We start from the raw sequence: 17,708 nt of genomic DNA on the forward strand, positions 1-17,708 counted from the left end.
CGGCGGGCGGCCGGCGGGCGCCCGCCGGGTCAGGCGGCGTCAGGCGGCGTCAGGCGGCGGCGTTCCGGCGGACGCTCAGCGGGCGCTGGTCCGTCCAGACCTCCTCGACGTGCGCGAGGCACTCCGCCTTGGTGCCGGCGAAGCCGGCCGTCCGCCATCCGGCCGGCAGCTCGCGCTGCTCGGCCCACAGGGAGTACTGCTCCTCGTCGTTCACCACGACCACGAACCGCTCGTCCACACCCGCGTCCTGCACGCCGTTCTCCTCCACGACTGACCATCGGCCGACTCGTCGGCTGACTCGTCGGTGCAACGCTCTCAGCCTCCGTGCCGCCCGCCGTCCGCGGCAAGATCCCCGCGATGGAACGTGCTGAACACCCGCATCGGCTGCACCGATGCAGGTGTCGGCACGGCGGCTCACGCCGTGGTGGCCGAGGCCGGGTCCGGGGCCACGTCGCGCAGTCCGCGCAGCGGCGAGAAGAGGACCCAGAGCCCGCCGAGGCTCGCCCCGACGAGGCCGATCCACAAGGTGGGGCGCAGACCGAGCCAGGTCGCGAGCGCGCCGCCCAGGAGCGCGCCCAGCGGGATGGTGCCCCAGACGATCCAGCGCACCGCCGCGTTCATCCGGCCGAGCAGCTCCGGCGGGCAGATCTGCTGCCGGTAGGTGACCTGCGCGGTGTTGTAGACGATGGCGCCGAAGGTGAAGGCGAACCAGCCGATGCCGTAGAGCACCACCCGCCAGCCCGGGTAGGCGAGCGGGGCGAGGTACGAGGGCAGGCCGAGGAGCAGCGGCGCCAGCCAGATGATCCGGGCGGACCCGATCGTCCGGGCGAGCCGGCTCGCGAGCAGTCCGCCGAGGACGCCGCCGACGGGCCCGAGGGCGAGCAGCAGACCGGCCTGGCCGGCGGAAAGCCCCAGTTCGCGGACGAGGAACGGCATCTCCATCGCCGAGGCCATGTGCGAGAACAGGTTGACCGTGCCCGTGCAGGCCACGATCCGGCGCAGCACCGGGTGCCGGACGACGAAGCCGAGCCCCTCGCCCATCTGCTTGCGGAAGGGCGGCCGAGGACCGTCCGGGCGGGCCGGCTTCGGCTCCGGGGTCCGGATCAGGAACAGCGACGCGGCGCTGACGAGGAACGACAGCGCGTCGGCGGCCAGCGCCCGGGCCCCGCCGATCGCCGCGACGAGCACGCCCGCGACCGTCGGCCCGAGCGTCGCGGCGGCCGCGCCCGTCGTGCCCAGCTTGCCGTTGGCGTCGATCAGCGCGTCCTTGTCGACGAGGACCGGCACATAGCTCTGGTACGCCACGTCGAAGAACACCGTCAGCGAGCCGGTGACGAGCGCCACCGCGCACAGATGGGTCAGCGTCAGCGAGCCCAGGTACCAGGCCACCGGCACCGTGGCGACGACCGCCGCGCGCAGCACGTCGCACCACATCATCAGCCGGTGCCGGGCGACCCGGTCCACCACCACGCCCGCCGGCAGCGCGACGAGGAGGAAGGCCAGCGAGCCGAGCGCCGTGAGGAGACCGACCTGGAAGTTCGAGGCGTCCAGCGCGGTGACGGCGACGAACGGCAGCGCGAACGGGGTGATCATCGAGCCGAGCTCGCTGACCGTCTGGCCGCTCCACAGGAGCATGAAGTCGCGGTGGCGCAGCAGGGACGGGCGTCCGCCGCCGGCGGGTTCGGTCGTCTCGGATCCGGTCTCGGTCACGGCATCGTTCCGATGGGTCGTAGGGGCTCGGCGGCGGCTCCGGCGAGCAGGGTCACGTACCGCGCGGCGAGCCGCCGCGCGGTGGTCTCCTCGAAGAGGTCCTCGCTGTACTCCAGGCGCCCGGTGCACCCCGCGCCGTCGCGGGTCAGCGACAGCGACAGGTCGACCTTCGCGGTCCGGGTGTCGCCGAACTCCCGGGCCACCCGGCAGCCTTCGAGCCGCAGGCCGGGCGCGGCCGCCGGCTGATGGCTGAACATCAACTGGAACAGCGGATTGGCGCCCGGGTCCCGCGGCGGGTTCAGCTCCTCCACCAGGAGTTCGAACGGCAGCGCCTGATGGACCAGCGCCGCCCGGCTCTCGTCGCGCGCCCGCAGCACCAGGTCGCGGAAGCTCGTCCCGTCCGGCACGTCGAGCCGCTGGACGACCGTGTTGCCGAACATGCCGATCAGCGCGAAGTGGCTCTCGCGTTCCCGCAGGGCCACGGGCGCGCCGACCACGACCTCCGGGCCGCCGCCCTCCTCCCGTACCAGCGCGGCGAACGCCGCCAGCAGCACGGCGTACGGGGTGGTGCCGCAGGCCCGGGCCAGCAGGTCGACCTGTCCGACGACGTCCGGACCGACCGTGAACGGCACATGGGCGCCGGCGAAGCTCCACACCGCCGGCCGGGGCCGGTCGGACGCGATGGTCGAAAGGGCCGGTACGCCGGCGAGGTGCTTGGTCCAGTAGTCGCGCGCCCGGTCGAGGGCGGTGCCCGCGACCCGGTCGGCCTGCCACCGGGCGAAGTCGGCGTACTGCTCGGTCAGCGGCGGCAGTCCGGGCGCACGGCCGGCCGCGAGCGCCTCGTACAGGGCCGAGAGCTCGTTCTCCAGGACGGCGAGCGACCAGCCGTCGCACACGATGTGATGGAGCGTCAGGCAGAGCAGGTGCCGACCGGGCGCCGTCGTGAGGAGCAGCGGCCGCAGCACCGCGCCGCCGCCCAGGTCGAACGGCCGCCGCGCCTCGGCGGCGGCCAGCCGCTCCGCCTCCGCCGCCGGCTCCGGGTGCCCGGTCAGGTCGACGCGGGGGACCGGCACCGGTCCGGCGGGCCGGACGACCTGGCGCAGCGCGCCCTTGGCCATCCGGTAGCCGGTCCGCAGCACCTCGTGCCGCCCGACCAGCTCGGTCAGCGCCCCTTCGAGGGCCGGGACGTCCGGATCGCCGTCGATCCGGTAGACGACCGGGACGGTGTAGGCCGGGGTGTCCGGATAGAGCCGGTCGAGGATCCACAGCCGCTTCTGCGCGAAGGAGACCGGGTGGTCACCGGTCACGGGGACACCTCGCCCGGCACCCCGGCGGTCAGCCCGGCGGACACCTCCGCCGCGAGCCGCTCGATCGTCGGGTCGTAGAGGTACTCACCCAGGTCCACCCGCACCCCGAAGGCCGCGTTGACCCGGGAGAGGAGCCGCATCGCGAGCAGCGAGTGGCCGCCCAGCGCGAAGAAGTCGTCGGTGACGCCGACCGAGGCCAGGCCGAGCAGCTCGGCGGCGATCGCCGCCAGCTCCCGCTCCAGATCCGTACGCGGCGACACCGCGGCACCGTCCTCGCCGTCCGCCGGGACCGGCGGCAGCGCCGCCCGGTCCAGCTTGCCGCTGGGCGTCAGCGGCAGCGCCGGCACCACCACGAAGGCGGACGGGACCATCCACTCCGGCAGCCGCCCGGCCAGGAACTCCCGCAGACCGGTGGGCGCCGCCCCGGGCACGGCCGGGGACAGGTGGGCCACGAGCCGCCGCTCGCCCGCCGAGTCGTCGGCGACCACCGCCACCTCGCGGACCTCCGGGTGCAGGCTCAGAACGGCCTCCACCTCGCCCGGCTCGACCCGGTAGCCCCGGATCTTCACCTGGTCGTCGGCCCGCCCGAGGAAGTCGAGCCGCCCGTCCGACAGGAGCCTCACCAGGTCCCCGGTCCGGTACATCCGGGCGTCCGGCTCCGTCGCGTACGGATCCGGCAGGAAGCGCTCGCCGGTCAGGTCCGGCTGCCCCGCGTAGCCCCGGGCCACGCCGGGACCGCCGATGAACAGCTCGCCCGGCTCCCCGGCCGCGACCGGCTCCAGGTCCTCGCCGAGCACATAGCAGTCGGTGTTCGCGATGGGCCGGCCGATCGGCACCGAGCGGGCGTCCGCCGGGAGCGCGGTCACCTCGCCGCAGACGGCGAAGGTGGTGGTCTCCGTCGGGCCGTAGCCGTTCACCAGCCGGGCCGGGCGGGCGGAGGGATCCAGGTCGAGCAGTCGGCGCACGGCCGCGACGTTCAGCACGTCGCCGCCGACCAGCAGGTTGCGCAGCCCGGCGAAGCTGTCCGGCCGGTCGGCCATCACCGTGGTGAAGAGCGCGGAGGTCAGGAACATGGTGGTGATCCGGTGCTCCGCGAGCGCCGTGGCCAGCGCCCTCGGGGCCAGCACCGTCCGGGTGGGGATCACGACGACCGTGCCGCCGTTCAGGAGCGCGCCCCAGACCTCGAAGGTGAAGGCGTCGAAGGAGGAGTCGGCCACCTGGGCGATGCGCTCGTCGGCGCCGAACTCCACGTAGTCGGTGTCGCGGACGAGCCGCAGCACCGAGCGGTGCTCGACGACGACGCCCTTCGGCCGGCCCGTGGACCCCGAGGTGAACAGGATGTACGCGGGGACGCGGGAGCCGGTGGCGGGCCGCGGCAGCTCGGTCGCGTCCTCGGCCCGCTCGGCCTGGCGCAGCTCCTCGGCGGTGACCGTCACGGCCGCCTCGGCGGCGGCCAGCATGTGCTCCTGGCGCTCCCGCGGGTAGGCCGGGTTGACCGGCACATAGGCGCCGCCGGCCTTGAGGATCGCGAGCAGCGCCGTCACCAGGCCGTGGCCGCGCTCCAGGAGCACGCCCACCCGGGAGCCGTCGGTCACGCCCCGGCCGCGCAGCAGCCGGGCGAGGCGGTCGGAGCGGGCGTCGAGCTCCGCGTACGTGAGGGTGTGCTCGCCGTCCACGACGGCGGGCGCCTCCGGCCGGGCCCGCACCTGTGCGGCGAAGACCGCGGGTATGGACGCGTCGGCGGGGTAGGGGGTCACGGCCCCGCGCAGGATGCTCACTTGTCGTTCTCCCGTTCGCTGTCGAAGGACTCGGCGTGCGCCGTGGCGCGCTCGCGCAGCTCGCCGTCGTACCGGATGCGGCCGCCAGGACCGGCGAGGCGGGGCGAGGGCACGGCGGTCCGGCGGATCATCGTGACGCTGTTCTGCCGGAGCTTGTGGGACTCCAGGAGGTTCAGGACCTCCAGCTCGCCCGGCCGCGCCCGTTGCAGTCCGGCCAGATAGCGCAGGATCGCCTCGCCCTCCGGATAGGTCATCAGATAGTGCAGGACCACCACGCCGCCGGCCGGGTCGATCCGGTCGAGGAAGTGGTCCAGGAAGTACAGGCAGTCCCACGCGTCGACCCAGGCGAAGTCGATCGGCTCGAAGCCGTCCGGCAGCGCGCCGTCGGCCTCGCGCAGCGGCGCGTCCACGACGGTGACCTGCCCGGCGAGCCCCAGCTCGGCGAGGACCTCCTCGACCTGCCCGGCCGAGGACTCGGGGATCGACAGGTCGTCGAGGGCCACGAACTGCGGCCGGTACGGCTCCAGATACGCGGCCGGGGCCGCGAGTGCGGGCTCGGCGCGCAGCCAGTCGTCGTCCAGCGGGGCGCCGGAGCTCAGGTACGGCCGGGTCTTGGCCGCGAGCAGCCGCGACTCCTCGTCGGCCTGCTCCCGGGCCTCGGCGAGGGCGGCCGCCAGGAACGGCGTGGTGTAGCCCATCCCGACCTCCAGGACCCGGCGGGGCCTGGTCATCCGGATGAGCCCGGCCAGGAACGGGGCGACCGCCTCGGTGCCCATGCCGGGCACCCGCAGCCGGGCGACCGCCTTCGCGAACGCGGGGCTGTCCGGGGTCGGGATGCCGCTGTGGTCAGCCATGCGCGTGCTCCCGGGCGTTGAGGTCGGCGATCCGTTCCAGACCCCGCATGACGGTGTCGGCGGGCAGCCCGAAGTCGATCAGGCAGGCGATCTCGTCCACGCCGATCCCGCGCAGCCGCTCCACCGCGCGCGCCGCCGTCTCCGGCGAGCCGAGCAGCCCGCAGTCGTCGACATAGCGGTCGAAGGAGCGCCGCACGAGGAACTCCAGGTCGTCCGGGTGGAGCTTCGCCGGGTCGATACGGCGCCTGCCGTCCAGGCCGGAGCCGAGCAGCAGCCCGAGCGAGCCGCGCAGATAGCGCAGGAGCGGCTCGCGCACCAGCTCCCGGACCCGGTCCGCGTCGTCGTCCAGATAGGTGTGCACCATCAGGACCACGTGCCGGCCGCCGGCCGCACGGTACTCGCCGATCTTGTACGCGAGGTCGTCCAGGTCCTGGCCGAGGAGATGGGTCAGGATGCCCGCCCCCATGGCCCCGGCGGCCCGGAAGGTCTCCACGCCGCCCGCGCTGGTGATCCAGGTCGGCAGCTCCGGCTGCACCGGCCTGGGGTGGACGGACACCTTCACCTCGGCGCCGGTCCCGTCCGGGAAGGCGAGCGACTCCCCGCGCCACAGCTCCCGCACCTGCCGGACCTGCTCCTGCATCAGCCGCCTGCGGTCGGCGTACGCCTCCGGGCGCAGCGCGAAGTCGGCCGCGTGCCAGCCGGACGCGAAGGAGACGCCGACGCGGCCGCCGGAGAGGTTGTCCACGACGGACCACTCCTCGGCGATGCGCAGCGGGTGGTGCAGGGGCGCCACGACGCTGCCCGCCCGGATCGCCACGCGCTCGGTGACGGCGGCGACCGCCGCGCCGGTGACGGCCGGGTTCGGGTACAGGCCGCCGAAGGGGTGGAAGTGCCGCTCCGGCGTCCACACGGCGGCAAGACCGTGGGTGTCCGCGAACCGGGCTCCGTCCAGGAGGAGGCGGTAGCGGGATCCGGCGAACTCCTCGCTGTCGCTGGCGAAGTAGAAGAGGCTGAAGTCCATGCCGCGCCGCGGTGCGGCCCCGGCGTCGGGCCCGGCCGCGGGTTCAGGCGAGTGCGCCATCGTTGACCTCACTGACGATTCGGCGGAGCGCGCCCCGGTCCACCTTGCCGTTGGCGTTGCGGGGCAGGGAGTCGAGGTGCTCGAAGCGGCGGGGCACCAGATGGATCGGCAGGGCGTCGCGCAGCGCGCGGATCAGCTCCATCCGGCCGGTCTCGCGCCCGGTGTAGCAGGCCACCAGATCGGTGACGCCGTCCCGGGCGACGCCGAGGACCACGGCCTCCGTCACCGCGTCGAGGCGGCGCAGCGCGGCCTCCACCTCGCTCGGCTCGACCCGGTAGCCGCGGATCTTCACCTGGTCGTCGAGCCGGCCCCGGTGGACCAGCTGCCCGTCCTCGATCCGGACCCGGTCCCCGGTGCGGAAGTACCCGTCGTCCGTGAACCTGCCCTCGTCGTCGCCCGGGTCCAGATAGCCGTCGAACCGCTGGGGGCCGCGCACCCACAGCTCGCCCGTGTCCGGGGCGATCCGGTGCTCAAGACCCTCGTAGACCCGCCCGATGGGGACGGTGCCGTTGGAGGTCACCGGCCACCGCGCGGGATCCTCGGGAAGCCGGAACTCGGCGCAGGCGATGGTCAGTTCGGTGGGGCCGTAGAGGTTGTCGACGGGCGCTCCCGGCGCCACGGCGTGCCACGCCCGCGCCTGGTCCAGGGTGAGCTGCTCGCCGCAGAAGACGCTGTGACGCAGGGCCGACCGCCCACCGGCGGCCGGCGGGGCGGCGGCGAGCTGTCCGAAGCCGGCGCTCACCGAGACGGCCGAGGGCACCGAGAACCAGTGGGTCAGCTCCCGGCCGGTCAGATAGGCGACCGGTGCGAACAGCTCGGCCCGGGACGGCACCACGAGCGTCGCCCCGCCGCCCCAGGTGACGAACAGGTCGTACACCGACAGGTCGAAGGTCAGCTCGAAGGTGTGCGACATCCGGCAGCCCGGCCTGACCCCGAAGCGCGCGATGTTGTGCGCCAGGAACGGCAGCACCTGACGGTGCCGGATCGGGATGCCCTTGGGCCGGCCGGTCGTGCCCGAGGTGAAGAGCAGATAGGCGAGCCCGTCCGGATCCGCCACGTGCGGCGCGAGCCGCCCGCCCGGCGCCGCCGCCCGGACCTCGTCGTCGTCGAGCGGCAGTACGGGACGGCCGCCGGCCCACCCGTCACCGGCGCGCCGGGCGGCGGCCGCCTCGGCCACCATCACGTCGACACCGGCCGCCTCGCAGATCCCCGTGTTCCGCGCCGCCGGGTAGTCGGGGCCCAGCGGCACGACCGCGGCGCCGAGCCGCAGCGCCGCGAGGTACCCCGCGTACGCGACGAGGCTGCGGGCGGCGAGCAGGCCGACCCGCTCGACCGGGCCGTGCCGGTCCGCGATCCGCTCCGCGAGCGCCTCGGCGGCCCGCAGCAGCTCGCGGTAGGTCACCGGGCCGCCCGCGTCGCCGTCCGGGAACTCGACGGCGGCGGCGTCCGGGTGCCGCTCCGCGGTGGCCGCGAACACCTCGTACAGACCGCGGGTCATGCGCCGCTCCGCAGGAACGCCGCCTGCCCCCGCACGGTCGGATGCTGGAACAGGTCGGTGGCGCGCAGCTCGCCCGGCGTCAGCTCGTTCAGCTGCTCCCACAGCAGCAACAGCAGCAGCGAGTTGCCGCCGGCGTCGAAGAAGCCGACGTCCAGGGGTATCTCGGCCTCGTCGTAGCCAAGGGTCTCGGCCCAGGCCGCCCGCACCGGGCCGATCAGCTCGTCCGCGTCGCTCACTTCTCGTCCTCCTGTCGCCGACCGTCGCCGGTCAGCGCTGAAATCCTGGTCTCGGGAGCCGCGGTCACCGCGGCGAGCAGCCGCTCGTACCGCGCCGCGGCCCGGGCGACGGTCCCGGCGTCGAAGAGGTCACGGTCGTACTCCCAGATGAACTCGACCGCCTGCGTCGTGGCCCGGTCCCGCTGCCCGATCGTCTGCTCGGCGCGGGGGATCGCGATGACGTTGAGATCGAACTTGGCGCTGCCGTTGCTGACGCCGGGCGTGACCTCGACCTCGAGGCCGGGGATCCGCACGGGGCGCGACGGCGAGTCGTGGAACGCGAACAGCACCTCGCACATCGGCTGGCGGCCCCGCACCCGGGGCGGGCGCAGCGCCGCCACCACCCGGTCGAAGGGCAGCTCCTGGTGCTGCAGCGCGCCGAAGGTGGTCTTCCGCACCCGGCGGAGCAGCTCCCGGAACGTCGGGTCGCCGCGCAGATCGGCCCGCAGCGCCACCGTGTTGACCAGCATGCCGAACATGCCGTCGACCTCGGGCCGGGTGCGGGCCGCCATCCCCGTGGCGACGCAGAAGTCGTCCTGCCCCGACCAGCCGGCGAGCAGCACCTGGAACGCGGCGAACATCACCGAGAACAACGGCACCCGCTCGCGCGCGGCGAGCGCGCGCACCGCGTCGGCCAGCTCGGCCGGCACCGTGAAACGCGGCGCGTCACCGGTGAACCGGCGCTTCGGGGTGCGGGGCCGGTCGGTGGCCAGGTCGAGGAAGTACGGCACGCCGTCGAGCTGCTCGCGCCAGTACGCGAGCTGCGCCTCGGCTTCCGGACCGTCCAGCCAGGACCGCTGCCAGACCGCGAAGTCGGCGAACTGGACCTCGGGTTCGGGCAGCGGAGACGGCTCGCCCGCCGCGAACGCCCGGTACAGGGCGCACAGTTCGTCGACGAAGAGGTTGAACCCCCAGCCGTCGTGGACGAGATGGTGCTCCAGGTGCAGCAGCACATGCCGCTGGTCGGAGGTCCGCAGCAGCCGCCAGTGCACCAGCGGCAGCCGGTCCACCGGGATCTCCGCCGCCACCGCCGCACGGATCACCTCGGCCTCCGCGGCGGCTCCGGCCCCGCGCAGGTCCTCCACCGGCAGCTCGACCCGGTACGGCGGGTGCACCACCTGCAGCGGGCCGTCAGGGCCGTCGGCGAAGCTCGTGCGGTAGACCTCGTGCCGCCGCACCACCTCGGTGAGGGCGGCGGCCAGGACCTCGGGGTCGAGCGTCCCGGTGAACTCGATCTTCGCCTGGAACTGGTAGGCGAGCATGCCCGGCTGCAGCTGCTGCATGAACCAGAGCCGTTCCTGCGCGCTCGACAGCGGCAGGGGCACGGACCCGTCGCGCGGCACCGGACGGATCGCGTCGACGTCGCTCATCCGCGTCCCTCCGTGGCGGTCGGAGTCGCCGCCGGGTTTCCCGCCGCCGGCTCCTCGGCCAGTGCGGCCCAGTCGACCGCCGCGCCCGCCGCCCACAGCCGTCCGGCCGTGGTCAGCAGCAGCTCCCACTCCGTACGGCTCTCCAGGCGGCCCGGCAGGGTCTGGACGACCGAGGCCAGGGCGTTCGCCGGGCGGTCCGGGTGGCCGAGGGCGAGCCGGGTGAGCGCCTGACCGGGGCCGAGCTCGACGAGCATCGGGTCGGGCAGGCGCCAGATCTCGGCCAGCTCGTCCGAGAAGCGCAGCGTCCGGGACAGCTGACGGGCCCAGAAGGCCGGGCTCGTCGCCTCCTCGTCGCGCAGCCGGGTCCCGGTCACGTTGGAGAGCAGCGGGATCGCGGGCGGGGCGAGCGGCACGGTGCCGAGCAGCTCCTCCAGCGGTCCGGTCAGCGCCTCCGTCATGGTCGAGTGGTAGGCGTGCGCCGTGGCGAGCCGCTGGCAGGGCAGCCCCGCCCCGGTCAGCCGCCGCTCGGCCTCCTCGACCGCCTCGACCGGGCCGGACAGCACCGTCTGCTGCGGTCCGTTGAGCGCGGCGAGCGACAGCGGCCCGGGAAGCAGCCCGTCCAGCGGGCCGTCGAGCGCCTCCGGACCGGCCGCCACCGCGAGCATCGCGCCCGGCGGCAGCTCGTCCACGAGCCGCGCCCGGCCGGTGACCAGACGCAGGGCGTGCTCGACCGGGAACACCCCGGCGATGCACGCGGCCGTGTACTCGCCGACGCTGTAGCCCGCGAGCGCGGCTGGTGCGGCGCCGAGCGCCGTCAGGGCGCGCGCCAGGGAGTACTGGAGCGCGAACAGCAGCGGCTGGGCCACCACCGTGCGGTGGATCTCCTGCGGCGCCGTGTGCCGGTCGAAGACCTCGGCCGGCTCCTCGCGGTGCCCGCTCGGGAAGAGGACGGCGTGCAGGTCCAGGCCGTGCTCGTCCGCCAGCACCCGGAAGCAGCGGTCGAGCTCCGCCCGGAACGCCGGCAGACACCGGTACAGACCGGCGCCGAGCCCCGGATACTGGTCGCCGACCCCGGAGAACAGGAACACCCGGGAGCTCCCGTCGCCGGGACCGCCGGTGAAGACCCGCCGCACGTCGCGCTTGCGCAGCCAACGTGCCGCGTTCCCCGCCGAGTTTGCGAGCACGGCGCGCCGCACCGCGCCCGGCTCGGCCGGGGGAGCGGGCACGGCGGCCAGCCGCGCGAAGCCCGCGTCGCCCATCGCGTCGAGGCGGTCGGCCAGCTCGTCCGTGGCCCGCTCCAGCAGGTCCACGGTCGGCGCGGACAGCGTCAGCAGGCGCGGCGACGGCGGCGCGGGTTCGGGTGCCGGATCGGGTACGGACGAGGGTTCGCGTACGGTCACGGCGCCACCGCCGCCCGTACCGCGTCCGGCCAGTGCTCCGGGTCCAGGCCGTGCCGGCACAGGAACGCATAGGCGAAACGTTCCAGCCCGAACCCGGCGCACCCGGTGAAGACCGGCTCGCCCGTCTCGTCGCCGATGCCGAAGGACCGCCCGAAGAACTGCTCGTGGTAGTTGAACGAGCCCACGGAGACGTCGCGTCCGTCGTCCAGCGGCAGCCGGAGCTCGTACTTCAGCTCCAGGAGCCGCTGCGACCAGGCACGCGCCGCGGTCGTGCCGCCCAGGAAGAACGGATCGCCCGCCACCTCGCACCGCCCGCCCAGACCGAGCGCGTCCACCAGCTCGTACGCCCGCTCCATCAGCCGCCGGCGCGCGTCGAGCACGAACTCCGGCGTCCCGAGGAAGACGATCTCGCGGATCGTGAAGTCCCACAGGCGCTCCAGCGAGCGCCGGTACCGCGACTCGTTGCGGAACGACTTGCCCCGTGCCGTCACCACCAGCGAGCTCTCCGGCAGCGGGCCGTCCGCGAACTGGTGGTAGGTGTGGAAGCACATGGTGGGCGGCAGACAGTGGTCGAAGCCGCCGCTGTGCGCGGTGAGCGCCGCCTGCAGATCGCCGCCGCCCGCGAGCTCGTCGAGGAAGCCGCGGTAGCTGTCGACGTCGCCGTGCAGCCGCGAGACGGACATCACCATCTGCGGGAAGGACTCGAAGTAGCCGGTGCGGCGCAGCGCGTCGGCGGTGATCAGCGTCGGGTAGCGGAACTCCCGGGCGCCGAACTCCTCCGTGACCAGCTTGCGCAGCATCGAGTCCAGGTGGTCCATGAGCGACAGGACCGGCTCGCCGACCGCGATCTGTCCCTCGCCCGCCTCCACGGCCGCGCCGCGCGCCACCAGCTCGTCGAACACGTCCTTCACCGGCCCGGTGTCGGCGGCCCGCCAGACCACCTTGGGCTCCAGGAACCGCTGCCCGAGCAAGTCGTTCGCCGTGACCAGGTTGAGCTTGCGGGTGAGTTCGGCGGCGTCGGCCGACCCGTCGTGCTCCACGTCCACGGCGGTGATCTCGTCGCCCGCGTCCGAGCGGACCAGCGAGAAGCCGGTGATCGTGTCCGAGACGAAGTAGACGCGCTGGGCCAGCTCCTGGGCGAGCTCGGCCGGCAGCGCCGGTTCCAGCGGCAGCCGCGTCGTGAGGGTCTTCCCGGTCACCGCGGATCGCCCCCCGACACCGCTCCGCCCGACAACGCCCCGTGGACGCCGAGGAGTTCGGCGAGGATGCCGCGCTGCACCGAGTTGGACCCGGCGTAGATCGGGCCGCCGAGCGCGTCGCGCAGCTCGCGCTCGATGCCGTACTCCTCCAGGTAGCCCCGGGCGCCGTGCAGCTCGACGGCGGCCTTCGCCGTCTCGACCAGGCCCTCGCTGATGAAGATCTTGGCCATGGTGGCCTCCTGGAGGGCGAGCCGGCCCTCCCGCTTCAGCCAGCCGACCCGGTGGAGCAGCATCCGGGCCAGGTCCAGGCGGATCTTCATGTCCGCGATCGGGTGCGACACCGCCTGGAAGGAACCGAGCGTCCGGCCGAACTGGCGGCGCGTGTTGGCCTGCCGCACGGAGGTCTCCAGGAGCCGCTCCATCGCGCCCACGTGCGGGGCGAACATGAAGGACCGCTCCCACTCGATGGTCGACGTGAAGACCGGGTAGCCGCCGCCCTCGCGGCCGATCAGGTTCGCCTCGGGCACCTGGGCGCCGTCGAACTCGACGACACCCATCGGGGTGGTGCGCAGCCCCATCTTCGGCAGCTCGCGCTTCTTCACCACACCGGGCGTGTCGGCGGTGACCAGGAACGCCGACAGCTGGTCCTGGCGGCCCGGGCCCGTACCCGTGCGGGCGATCGTGACGAAGACGTCCGCCACCGGCCCGTTGCTGATGAAGCACTTGGTGCCGTGCAGCCGGTAGCCGTCGCCGTCGCGCTCCGCCGTGGTGGTCATGGAGAGGATGTCCGAGCCCGCCTCCGGCTCCGACAGCGCGTGCGCGCCGACGAGCGAGCCGTCGCACAGACCGGGCAGGAAGCGCCGCTTCTGCTCCTCGGAGCCGTGCAGCAGCAGATAGATCACACAGCCCCAGAGGTGGTTGTTCACCGCGAACACCAGGCCGTTGTCGGGGCAGGCGTAACCCAGCGCGTCCAGCGCGATCATGGTGGTCAGCGGGTCGAAGCCGCGGCCGCCGTACTCCTCGGGCACCGGCCAGCCGAGCACGCCGAAGTCCGCGCAGCGCTGCCAGTCCTCGCGCGGGAAGCGGGCGCCGCGGTCGGCCTCGGCCGCGTCACGGCCGAGCTCCGCCCGGGCGAACGCGATGATCTCCCGGCGCAGCCGCAGCTGCTCCGGCGTCGGTTCGACGATCACGCGCCGCCTCCGGCAAGGGCCTTCTTGCGTTCCACGAACTCCGCGATGGCCGAGACCGAGCGGAAGTTGGCGACGGCGAGGTCCTCGCCCGCGACGGCCAGGCCGTAGGTGCGCTCGACCCACATCACCAGCTGCACGGCGAAGAGGGAGTTCACCAGACCCGTGGCGAACAGGTCCTCGTCGTCCTCCACCTCCACGCCGTGCACGTGCCCGGCCAGGAACTCGCGGATCAGGACCTTGTCGTCCTCGGCGGTCGCGCCGGTCGTCGTCACGTCAGCCATGGGGGTCACTCTCCCGACTCGTAGGAATGGAAGCCCTGTCCGGTCTTGCGCCCGAGGAGACCCGCGTCCACCAGTCGGGTGAGCAGCGGGCAGGGCCGGTACTTGGGGTCGCCGAAGTTGTCGTACAGCACCTTCAGGGACAGCAGGACGGTGTCGAGGCCGATGAGGTCCGCGGTCTCCAGCGGACCCATCGCGTGCCCGAAGCACTCCTTGAACAGGCGGTCGACGTCCGCCGCCGTGGAGACCCCCTCGTGGAGGAGGAAGGCCGCCTCGTTGACGGTGAGCATCGCGACGCGGTTCGTCACGAAGCCGGAGGAGTCCTGGACGAGCACGTGCCCCTTGCCGACCCCGTCGAGCAGCGCCCGGGTACGGGCGATCGTCTCCTCCGAGGTGTGGTGGCCGCGGATCAGCTCGACGGTGGGCTTGAGGTGCGCCGGGTTCATGAAGTGCATGCCGATCACGTGCTCCGGCCGGCCGGTCAGCCCGGCGACCCGCGTGATCGGAATCGCCGAGGTGTTGACGCCGAAGGGCACCCCGGCCCGGCAGACCGCGTCGAGCTCCGCGTACAGCGGGCGCTTGACGTCCCAGTCCTCGGTGACGTTCTCGACCAGGAAGTCCACGTCCCCCAGCCGCTTGAGGTCCAGGGTGAAGTCGATCCGCCCGGTCACCTCCTGCGGATCCCGTACGGGAGTCCCCGGACGGACCAGCGGAGCGAACCGTACGTTCCGCGCGATCTCGTCCCGCGCGGACACCAGGGCGGCCTCCGTCACGTCCACGAGCACCACCTCGTGCCCGTGCTCCGCGAACAGCTCGGCCACCCCGCGCCCCATGGTTCCGGCGCCCACCACGCCTATGCGGTCCACCCGCGGTCTCCCCTCGTCGTCGGTGTCGAAATCTGCAGGGACTCGCGGAGGGCGCGCAGGAGATCGTCCCGCCCCTGTCCTCCGCGGAAGTAGAAGTGGCCACCGGCCGCGACCCGCAGCTCGGTCGCGGCGCTGGTGTGCGCCGCCCAGCCGTCGTGCCAGGACGACCAGGGCTCCTCGCCGCCGGCGAGGACGGTGATCGGGCGGTCCAGCGGCTCGGCCGCCACCGGGGCGTACCGCTCCAGGAGCGCGTAGTCGGCCCGGAAGCTCGCGAGCGCGTGCTCCCGCAGCTCGTCGTCCTCCCGCAGATGGGCCATCGGCTCGCCCGTGCCCCGCTCGATCGCGTCGAGCAGCTCGTCGTCCGACAGGCCGTGCACCGGCCGCGCGACCGGCGGCAGCGGGGGAGCGGGGCAGGAGGAGACGATCAGCCGCCGCGGCAACGCCCGCCCACGGGAGCGCAGTTCACGCGCGACCTCGAAGGCGACCAGGGCGCCCAGGCTGTGGCCGAAGAACACGAACGGCCGCCCGTCCGCTCCGGTGCCGTCGGGATCCTCGAAGTCGACGGCCGACACCAGGGCGTCCACCAGGGCGTCCATCCGGGTGTACGGCGGCTCCGCCCGGCGCGTGGTCCGGCCGGGCAGGTGCACGCCCCGGACCTCGGTCCCGGGCAGCTCGTCGGACCAGCGGACGTACTCGCCCGGCAGCCCGCCGGCGTGCGGGAAGCAGTAGAGGACGGTGCCGGCGTCCGGCCGGCGGTGCCGGCGGACGGTCCACCGCGTCAAGGCGTACGGTCCCGGCCGAGCCGCGACTCGATCAGCGCGGCGAACTCCTCGGCCGTGGGCGCCGTGATCAGCTCCTTGGGCGCGAGCTCCACCGGGTACGTCTCGCGGACCCGCGCCACGAGGCGGGTCGCGATGAGCGAGTCGCCGCCGAGGTCGAAGAAGCTCTCGTCGGGCTCGACCTCGGGCAGGTCGAGGATCTCGGCGAAGACCTTCGCGACCAGCTCGTACGTGGCCGTGCCGTCCGGCGGGGCGGCGACCGGCGCGGTGGCGGCCACGGGCGCGGGCGGTGTCGGTGCCGGGGCGGGCGGGTCGCCGCGCCCCACCGTGAACAGCCGCCGCTCGAAGGGGTACGTGGGCAGGGCGACCTTGCGCGGCCGCCGGCCACCGTGCAGCGCCGCCCAGTCGACGGCGGCACCGGTCAGCCAGCGTCGGCCCGCGGCGGCGGGATCCTCCCCCGACTCCTCGGGCTCCCCGGCCGACGGCCAGACCGCCCCGGGCGCGGTGACGAGCCGCTCCGGCTCCTCGCCGGCCAGCACGCGCACGGCGTCCGCGGTGTCGTTCACGATCGCGATCCGCCGGTACGGGAGCTCCCGGCGGCCGGTCTGCAGCGTCCACGCCACATCGGCGAGCGGCACGCCGGGCTCGGCGCGCAGCCGCTCCGCGAGCCGTTCGGTGACGGCGTCCAGGGCCGTCGGGGTCTTCGCCGACAGCGGCAGCACGTACGGGCCGCCCGTGCTCGGCGTCCCGCCCGAACCGGTTTCCGCCGGGGGCTGTTCGAGGACCACGTGGGCGTTCGTCCCGCCCACGCTGAAGGAGCTCACCCCGGCACGGCGTGGAATGCCCTCCGGCCGCCACTCCTCCGCCCGGGTGACCACCCGGAACGGGCTGGTCGCGAAGTCGATCTCCGGATTGGCCTCGGTGAAGTGCAGGCTGGGCGGGATGACGCCGTGCTTGAGCGCCAGGACGGTCTTGATCAGACCGGCCACGCCCGCGGCGGCGTCCGTGTGCCCGATGTTTGTCTTCACCGAGCCGATCCCGCAGTAGCCGGGTCGCTCGGTGTCGTCGGGTCGCTCGGTGTCGTCGGGTTGCTCGGGTCGCTCGGTGTCGTCGGGTCGCTCCCGGCGGAACGCCTTGGTGAGCGCGGCGATCTCGACCGGGTCGCCGAGCCGGGTGCCGGTGCCGTGGGTCTCCACGTAGGTGCAGGACTCCGGCGTCACGCCCGCCACCCGCTGGGCCCGTTCGATGACCGCGGCCTGTCCGGCGACGCCCGGGGCCGTGAAGCCCATGCGGTCGGCGCCGTCGTTGTTGACCGCCGACCCGAGGATCACCGCGTCGACGCGGTCGCCGTCGGCCACCGCGTCAGCGAATCGTTTCAGCACCACGACACCGACTCCGTCGCCGCCGACCAGGCCGCTCGCGGCGGCGTCGAAGGCGCGCAGCACGCCGTCCGGCGCCTGGATCCCCACCTCGTCGGGCCCGCCCACCCCGGCCGGCAGCCGCACGGTGACGCCGCCGGCCAGGGCCAGGTCGCAGTCCCCGTTCAACAGCCCCTGGACCGCGAGGTGCACGGCGACCAGAGAGGTGGCGCACGCGGCCTGCACGGCCACCGTCGGGCCGGTCAGACCGAGCCGGTGGGCGACCCTGTTGCAGAGGAAGTCGGGCCCGTTGGCGACCCGTATCTCCCAGTCGGAGACCGACGGCAGCTCGGCCCGGTTCGCCCTGAGCAGCTGCGCGTACGCGTTCTCGCCGCCGCCCCCGTACACGCCGACCGCTCCGGTCACCCGCTGCGGATCCTGCCCGGCGTCCTCGAGCGCGGCGAGCGCGCACTCCAGGAACAGCCGGGCCTGCGGATTGACGATCCGGGCCTCGCGTGGCGAAATGCCGAAGTATCCCGCGTCGAACCACTCCGGATCGTCGAGCAGTCCGCGGGCGGCGACGCCGTCGGGGCCGCTGACCCGAGTGATCGAATCCCTGCCTTCGAGCAGGTTGCGCCAGAACGCCTCTGGGTCGTCCGCATTGGGAAACCTGCAGGTCAGACCTATGACGGCGATACGCCTGTCCACCGCAATCACGGCACCCCCCGTTTCCGTTCCGTGATCAACGCGTGGATCCTATGCAAC

The 17,708-nt window shown here is 73.9% G+C and carries 16 protein-coding genes; all 16 read right to left on the reverse strand.

What is annotated here, in order from left to right:
• Window positions 1-49: 49 nt before the first annotated feature.
• Window positions 50-253: an MbtH family protein gene (locus ACWEJX_RS01805; protein WP_451605582.1), complete on the reverse strand. Its 204-nt coding sequence runs from the start codon at window positions 251-253 to the stop codon at window positions 50-52.
• Window positions 254-414: 161 nt separating this feature from the next.
• On the reverse strand, window positions 415-1,710 hold the full coding sequence (locus ACWEJX_RS01810; RefSeq protein WP_451605583.1) for an MFS transporter: 1,296 nt from the start codon (window positions 1,708-1,710) through the stop codon (window positions 415-417).
• Entirely contained in the window at window positions 1,707-3,017 is a 1,311-nt protein-coding gene (locus ACWEJX_RS01815; protein WP_451605584.1) for a condensation domain-containing protein, read from the reverse strand. The genes ACWEJX_RS01810 and ACWEJX_RS01815 overlap by 4 nt, the downstream gene beginning before the upstream one ends.
• Complete coding sequence (locus ACWEJX_RS01820) at window positions 3,014-4,795, reverse strand: amino acid adenylation domain-containing protein (RefSeq protein ID WP_451605585.1); 1,782 nt, start codon at window positions 4,793-4,795, stop codon at window positions 3,014-3,016. Before ACWEJX_RS01820 ends, ACWEJX_RS01815 begins: the two co-directional genes overlap by 4 nt.
• Entirely contained in the window at window positions 4,792-5,649 is an 858-nt protein-coding gene (locus tag ACWEJX_RS01825; protein ID WP_451605586.1) for a class I SAM-dependent methyltransferase, read from the reverse strand. The genes ACWEJX_RS01820 and ACWEJX_RS01825 overlap by 4 nt, the downstream gene beginning before the upstream one ends.
• Complete coding sequence (locus ACWEJX_RS01830; RefSeq protein WP_451605587.1) at window positions 5,642-6,730, reverse strand: MupA/Atu3671 family FMN-dependent luciferase-like monooxygenase; 1,089 nt, start codon at window positions 6,728-6,730, stop codon at window positions 5,642-5,644. The genes ACWEJX_RS01825 and ACWEJX_RS01830 overlap by 8 nt, the downstream gene beginning before the upstream one ends.
• Window positions 6,714-8,228, reverse strand: a complete 1,515-nt coding sequence (locus ACWEJX_RS01835; protein ID WP_451605588.1) for an AMP-binding protein — start codon at window positions 8,226-8,228, stop codon at window positions 6,714-6,716. Before ACWEJX_RS01835 ends, ACWEJX_RS01830 begins: the two co-directional genes overlap by 17 nt.
• Window positions 8,225-8,464 carry an acyl carrier protein gene (locus ACWEJX_RS01840; RefSeq protein ID WP_403788632.1) on the reverse strand — a complete coding sequence of 80 codons (240 nt, stop codon included), beginning with the start codon at window positions 8,462-8,464 and terminating at the stop codon, window positions 8,225-8,227. The genes ACWEJX_RS01835 and ACWEJX_RS01840 overlap by 4 nt, the downstream gene beginning before the upstream one ends.
• Window positions 8,461-9,873, reverse strand: coding sequence for a condensation domain-containing protein (locus ACWEJX_RS01845; protein WP_451605589.1), 1,413 nt, complete (start codon window positions 9,871-9,873; stop codon window positions 8,461-8,463). Before ACWEJX_RS01845 ends, ACWEJX_RS01840 begins: the two co-directional genes overlap by 4 nt.
• Window positions 9,870-11,273 carry an acyltransferase domain-containing protein gene (locus ACWEJX_RS01850; RefSeq protein WP_451605590.1) on the reverse strand — a complete coding sequence of 468 codons (1,404 nt, stop codon included), beginning with the start codon at window positions 11,271-11,273 and terminating at the stop codon, window positions 9,870-9,872. Before ACWEJX_RS01850 ends, ACWEJX_RS01845 begins: the two co-directional genes overlap by 4 nt.
• A complete protein-coding gene (locus ACWEJX_RS01855; RefSeq protein WP_451605591.1) occupies window positions 11,270-12,472 on the reverse strand; it encodes a hypothetical protein in 1,203 nt (400 codons plus the stop codon). Before ACWEJX_RS01855 ends, ACWEJX_RS01850 begins: the two co-directional genes overlap by 4 nt.
• A complete protein-coding gene (locus tag ACWEJX_RS01860; RefSeq protein WP_451605592.1) occupies window positions 12,469-13,662 on the reverse strand; it encodes an acyl-CoA dehydrogenase family protein in 1,194 nt (397 codons plus the stop codon). The genes ACWEJX_RS01855 and ACWEJX_RS01860 overlap by 4 nt, the downstream gene beginning before the upstream one ends.
• Entirely contained in the window at window positions 13,659-13,943 is a 285-nt protein-coding gene (locus tag ACWEJX_RS01865) for an acyl carrier protein (protein ID WP_403788622.1), read from the reverse strand. The genes ACWEJX_RS01860 and ACWEJX_RS01865 overlap by 4 nt, the downstream gene beginning before the upstream one ends.
• Before the next feature lie 5 nt (window positions 13,944-13,948).
• On the reverse strand, window positions 13,949-14,806 hold the full coding sequence (locus tag ACWEJX_RS01870; RefSeq protein WP_451605593.1) for a 3-hydroxyacyl-CoA dehydrogenase family protein: 858 nt from the start codon (window positions 14,804-14,806) through the stop codon (window positions 13,949-13,951).
• On the reverse strand, window positions 14,794-15,588 hold the full coding sequence (locus tag ACWEJX_RS01875; RefSeq protein WP_451605594.1) for a thioesterase II family protein: 795 nt from the start codon (window positions 15,586-15,588) through the stop codon (window positions 14,794-14,796). The genes ACWEJX_RS01870 and ACWEJX_RS01875 overlap by 13 nt, the downstream gene beginning before the upstream one ends.
• Window positions 15,585-17,651 carry a beta-ketoacyl synthase N-terminal-like domain-containing protein gene (locus ACWEJX_RS01880; RefSeq protein ID WP_451605595.1) on the reverse strand — a complete coding sequence of 689 codons (2,067 nt, stop codon included), beginning with the start codon at window positions 17,649-17,651 and terminating at the stop codon, window positions 15,585-15,587. Before ACWEJX_RS01880 ends, ACWEJX_RS01875 begins: the two co-directional genes overlap by 4 nt.
• Between the last annotated feature and the right edge of the window lie 57 nt (window positions 17,652-17,708).

It is taken from the genome of Streptomyces sp. NPDC004788, from assembly GCF_053601115.1.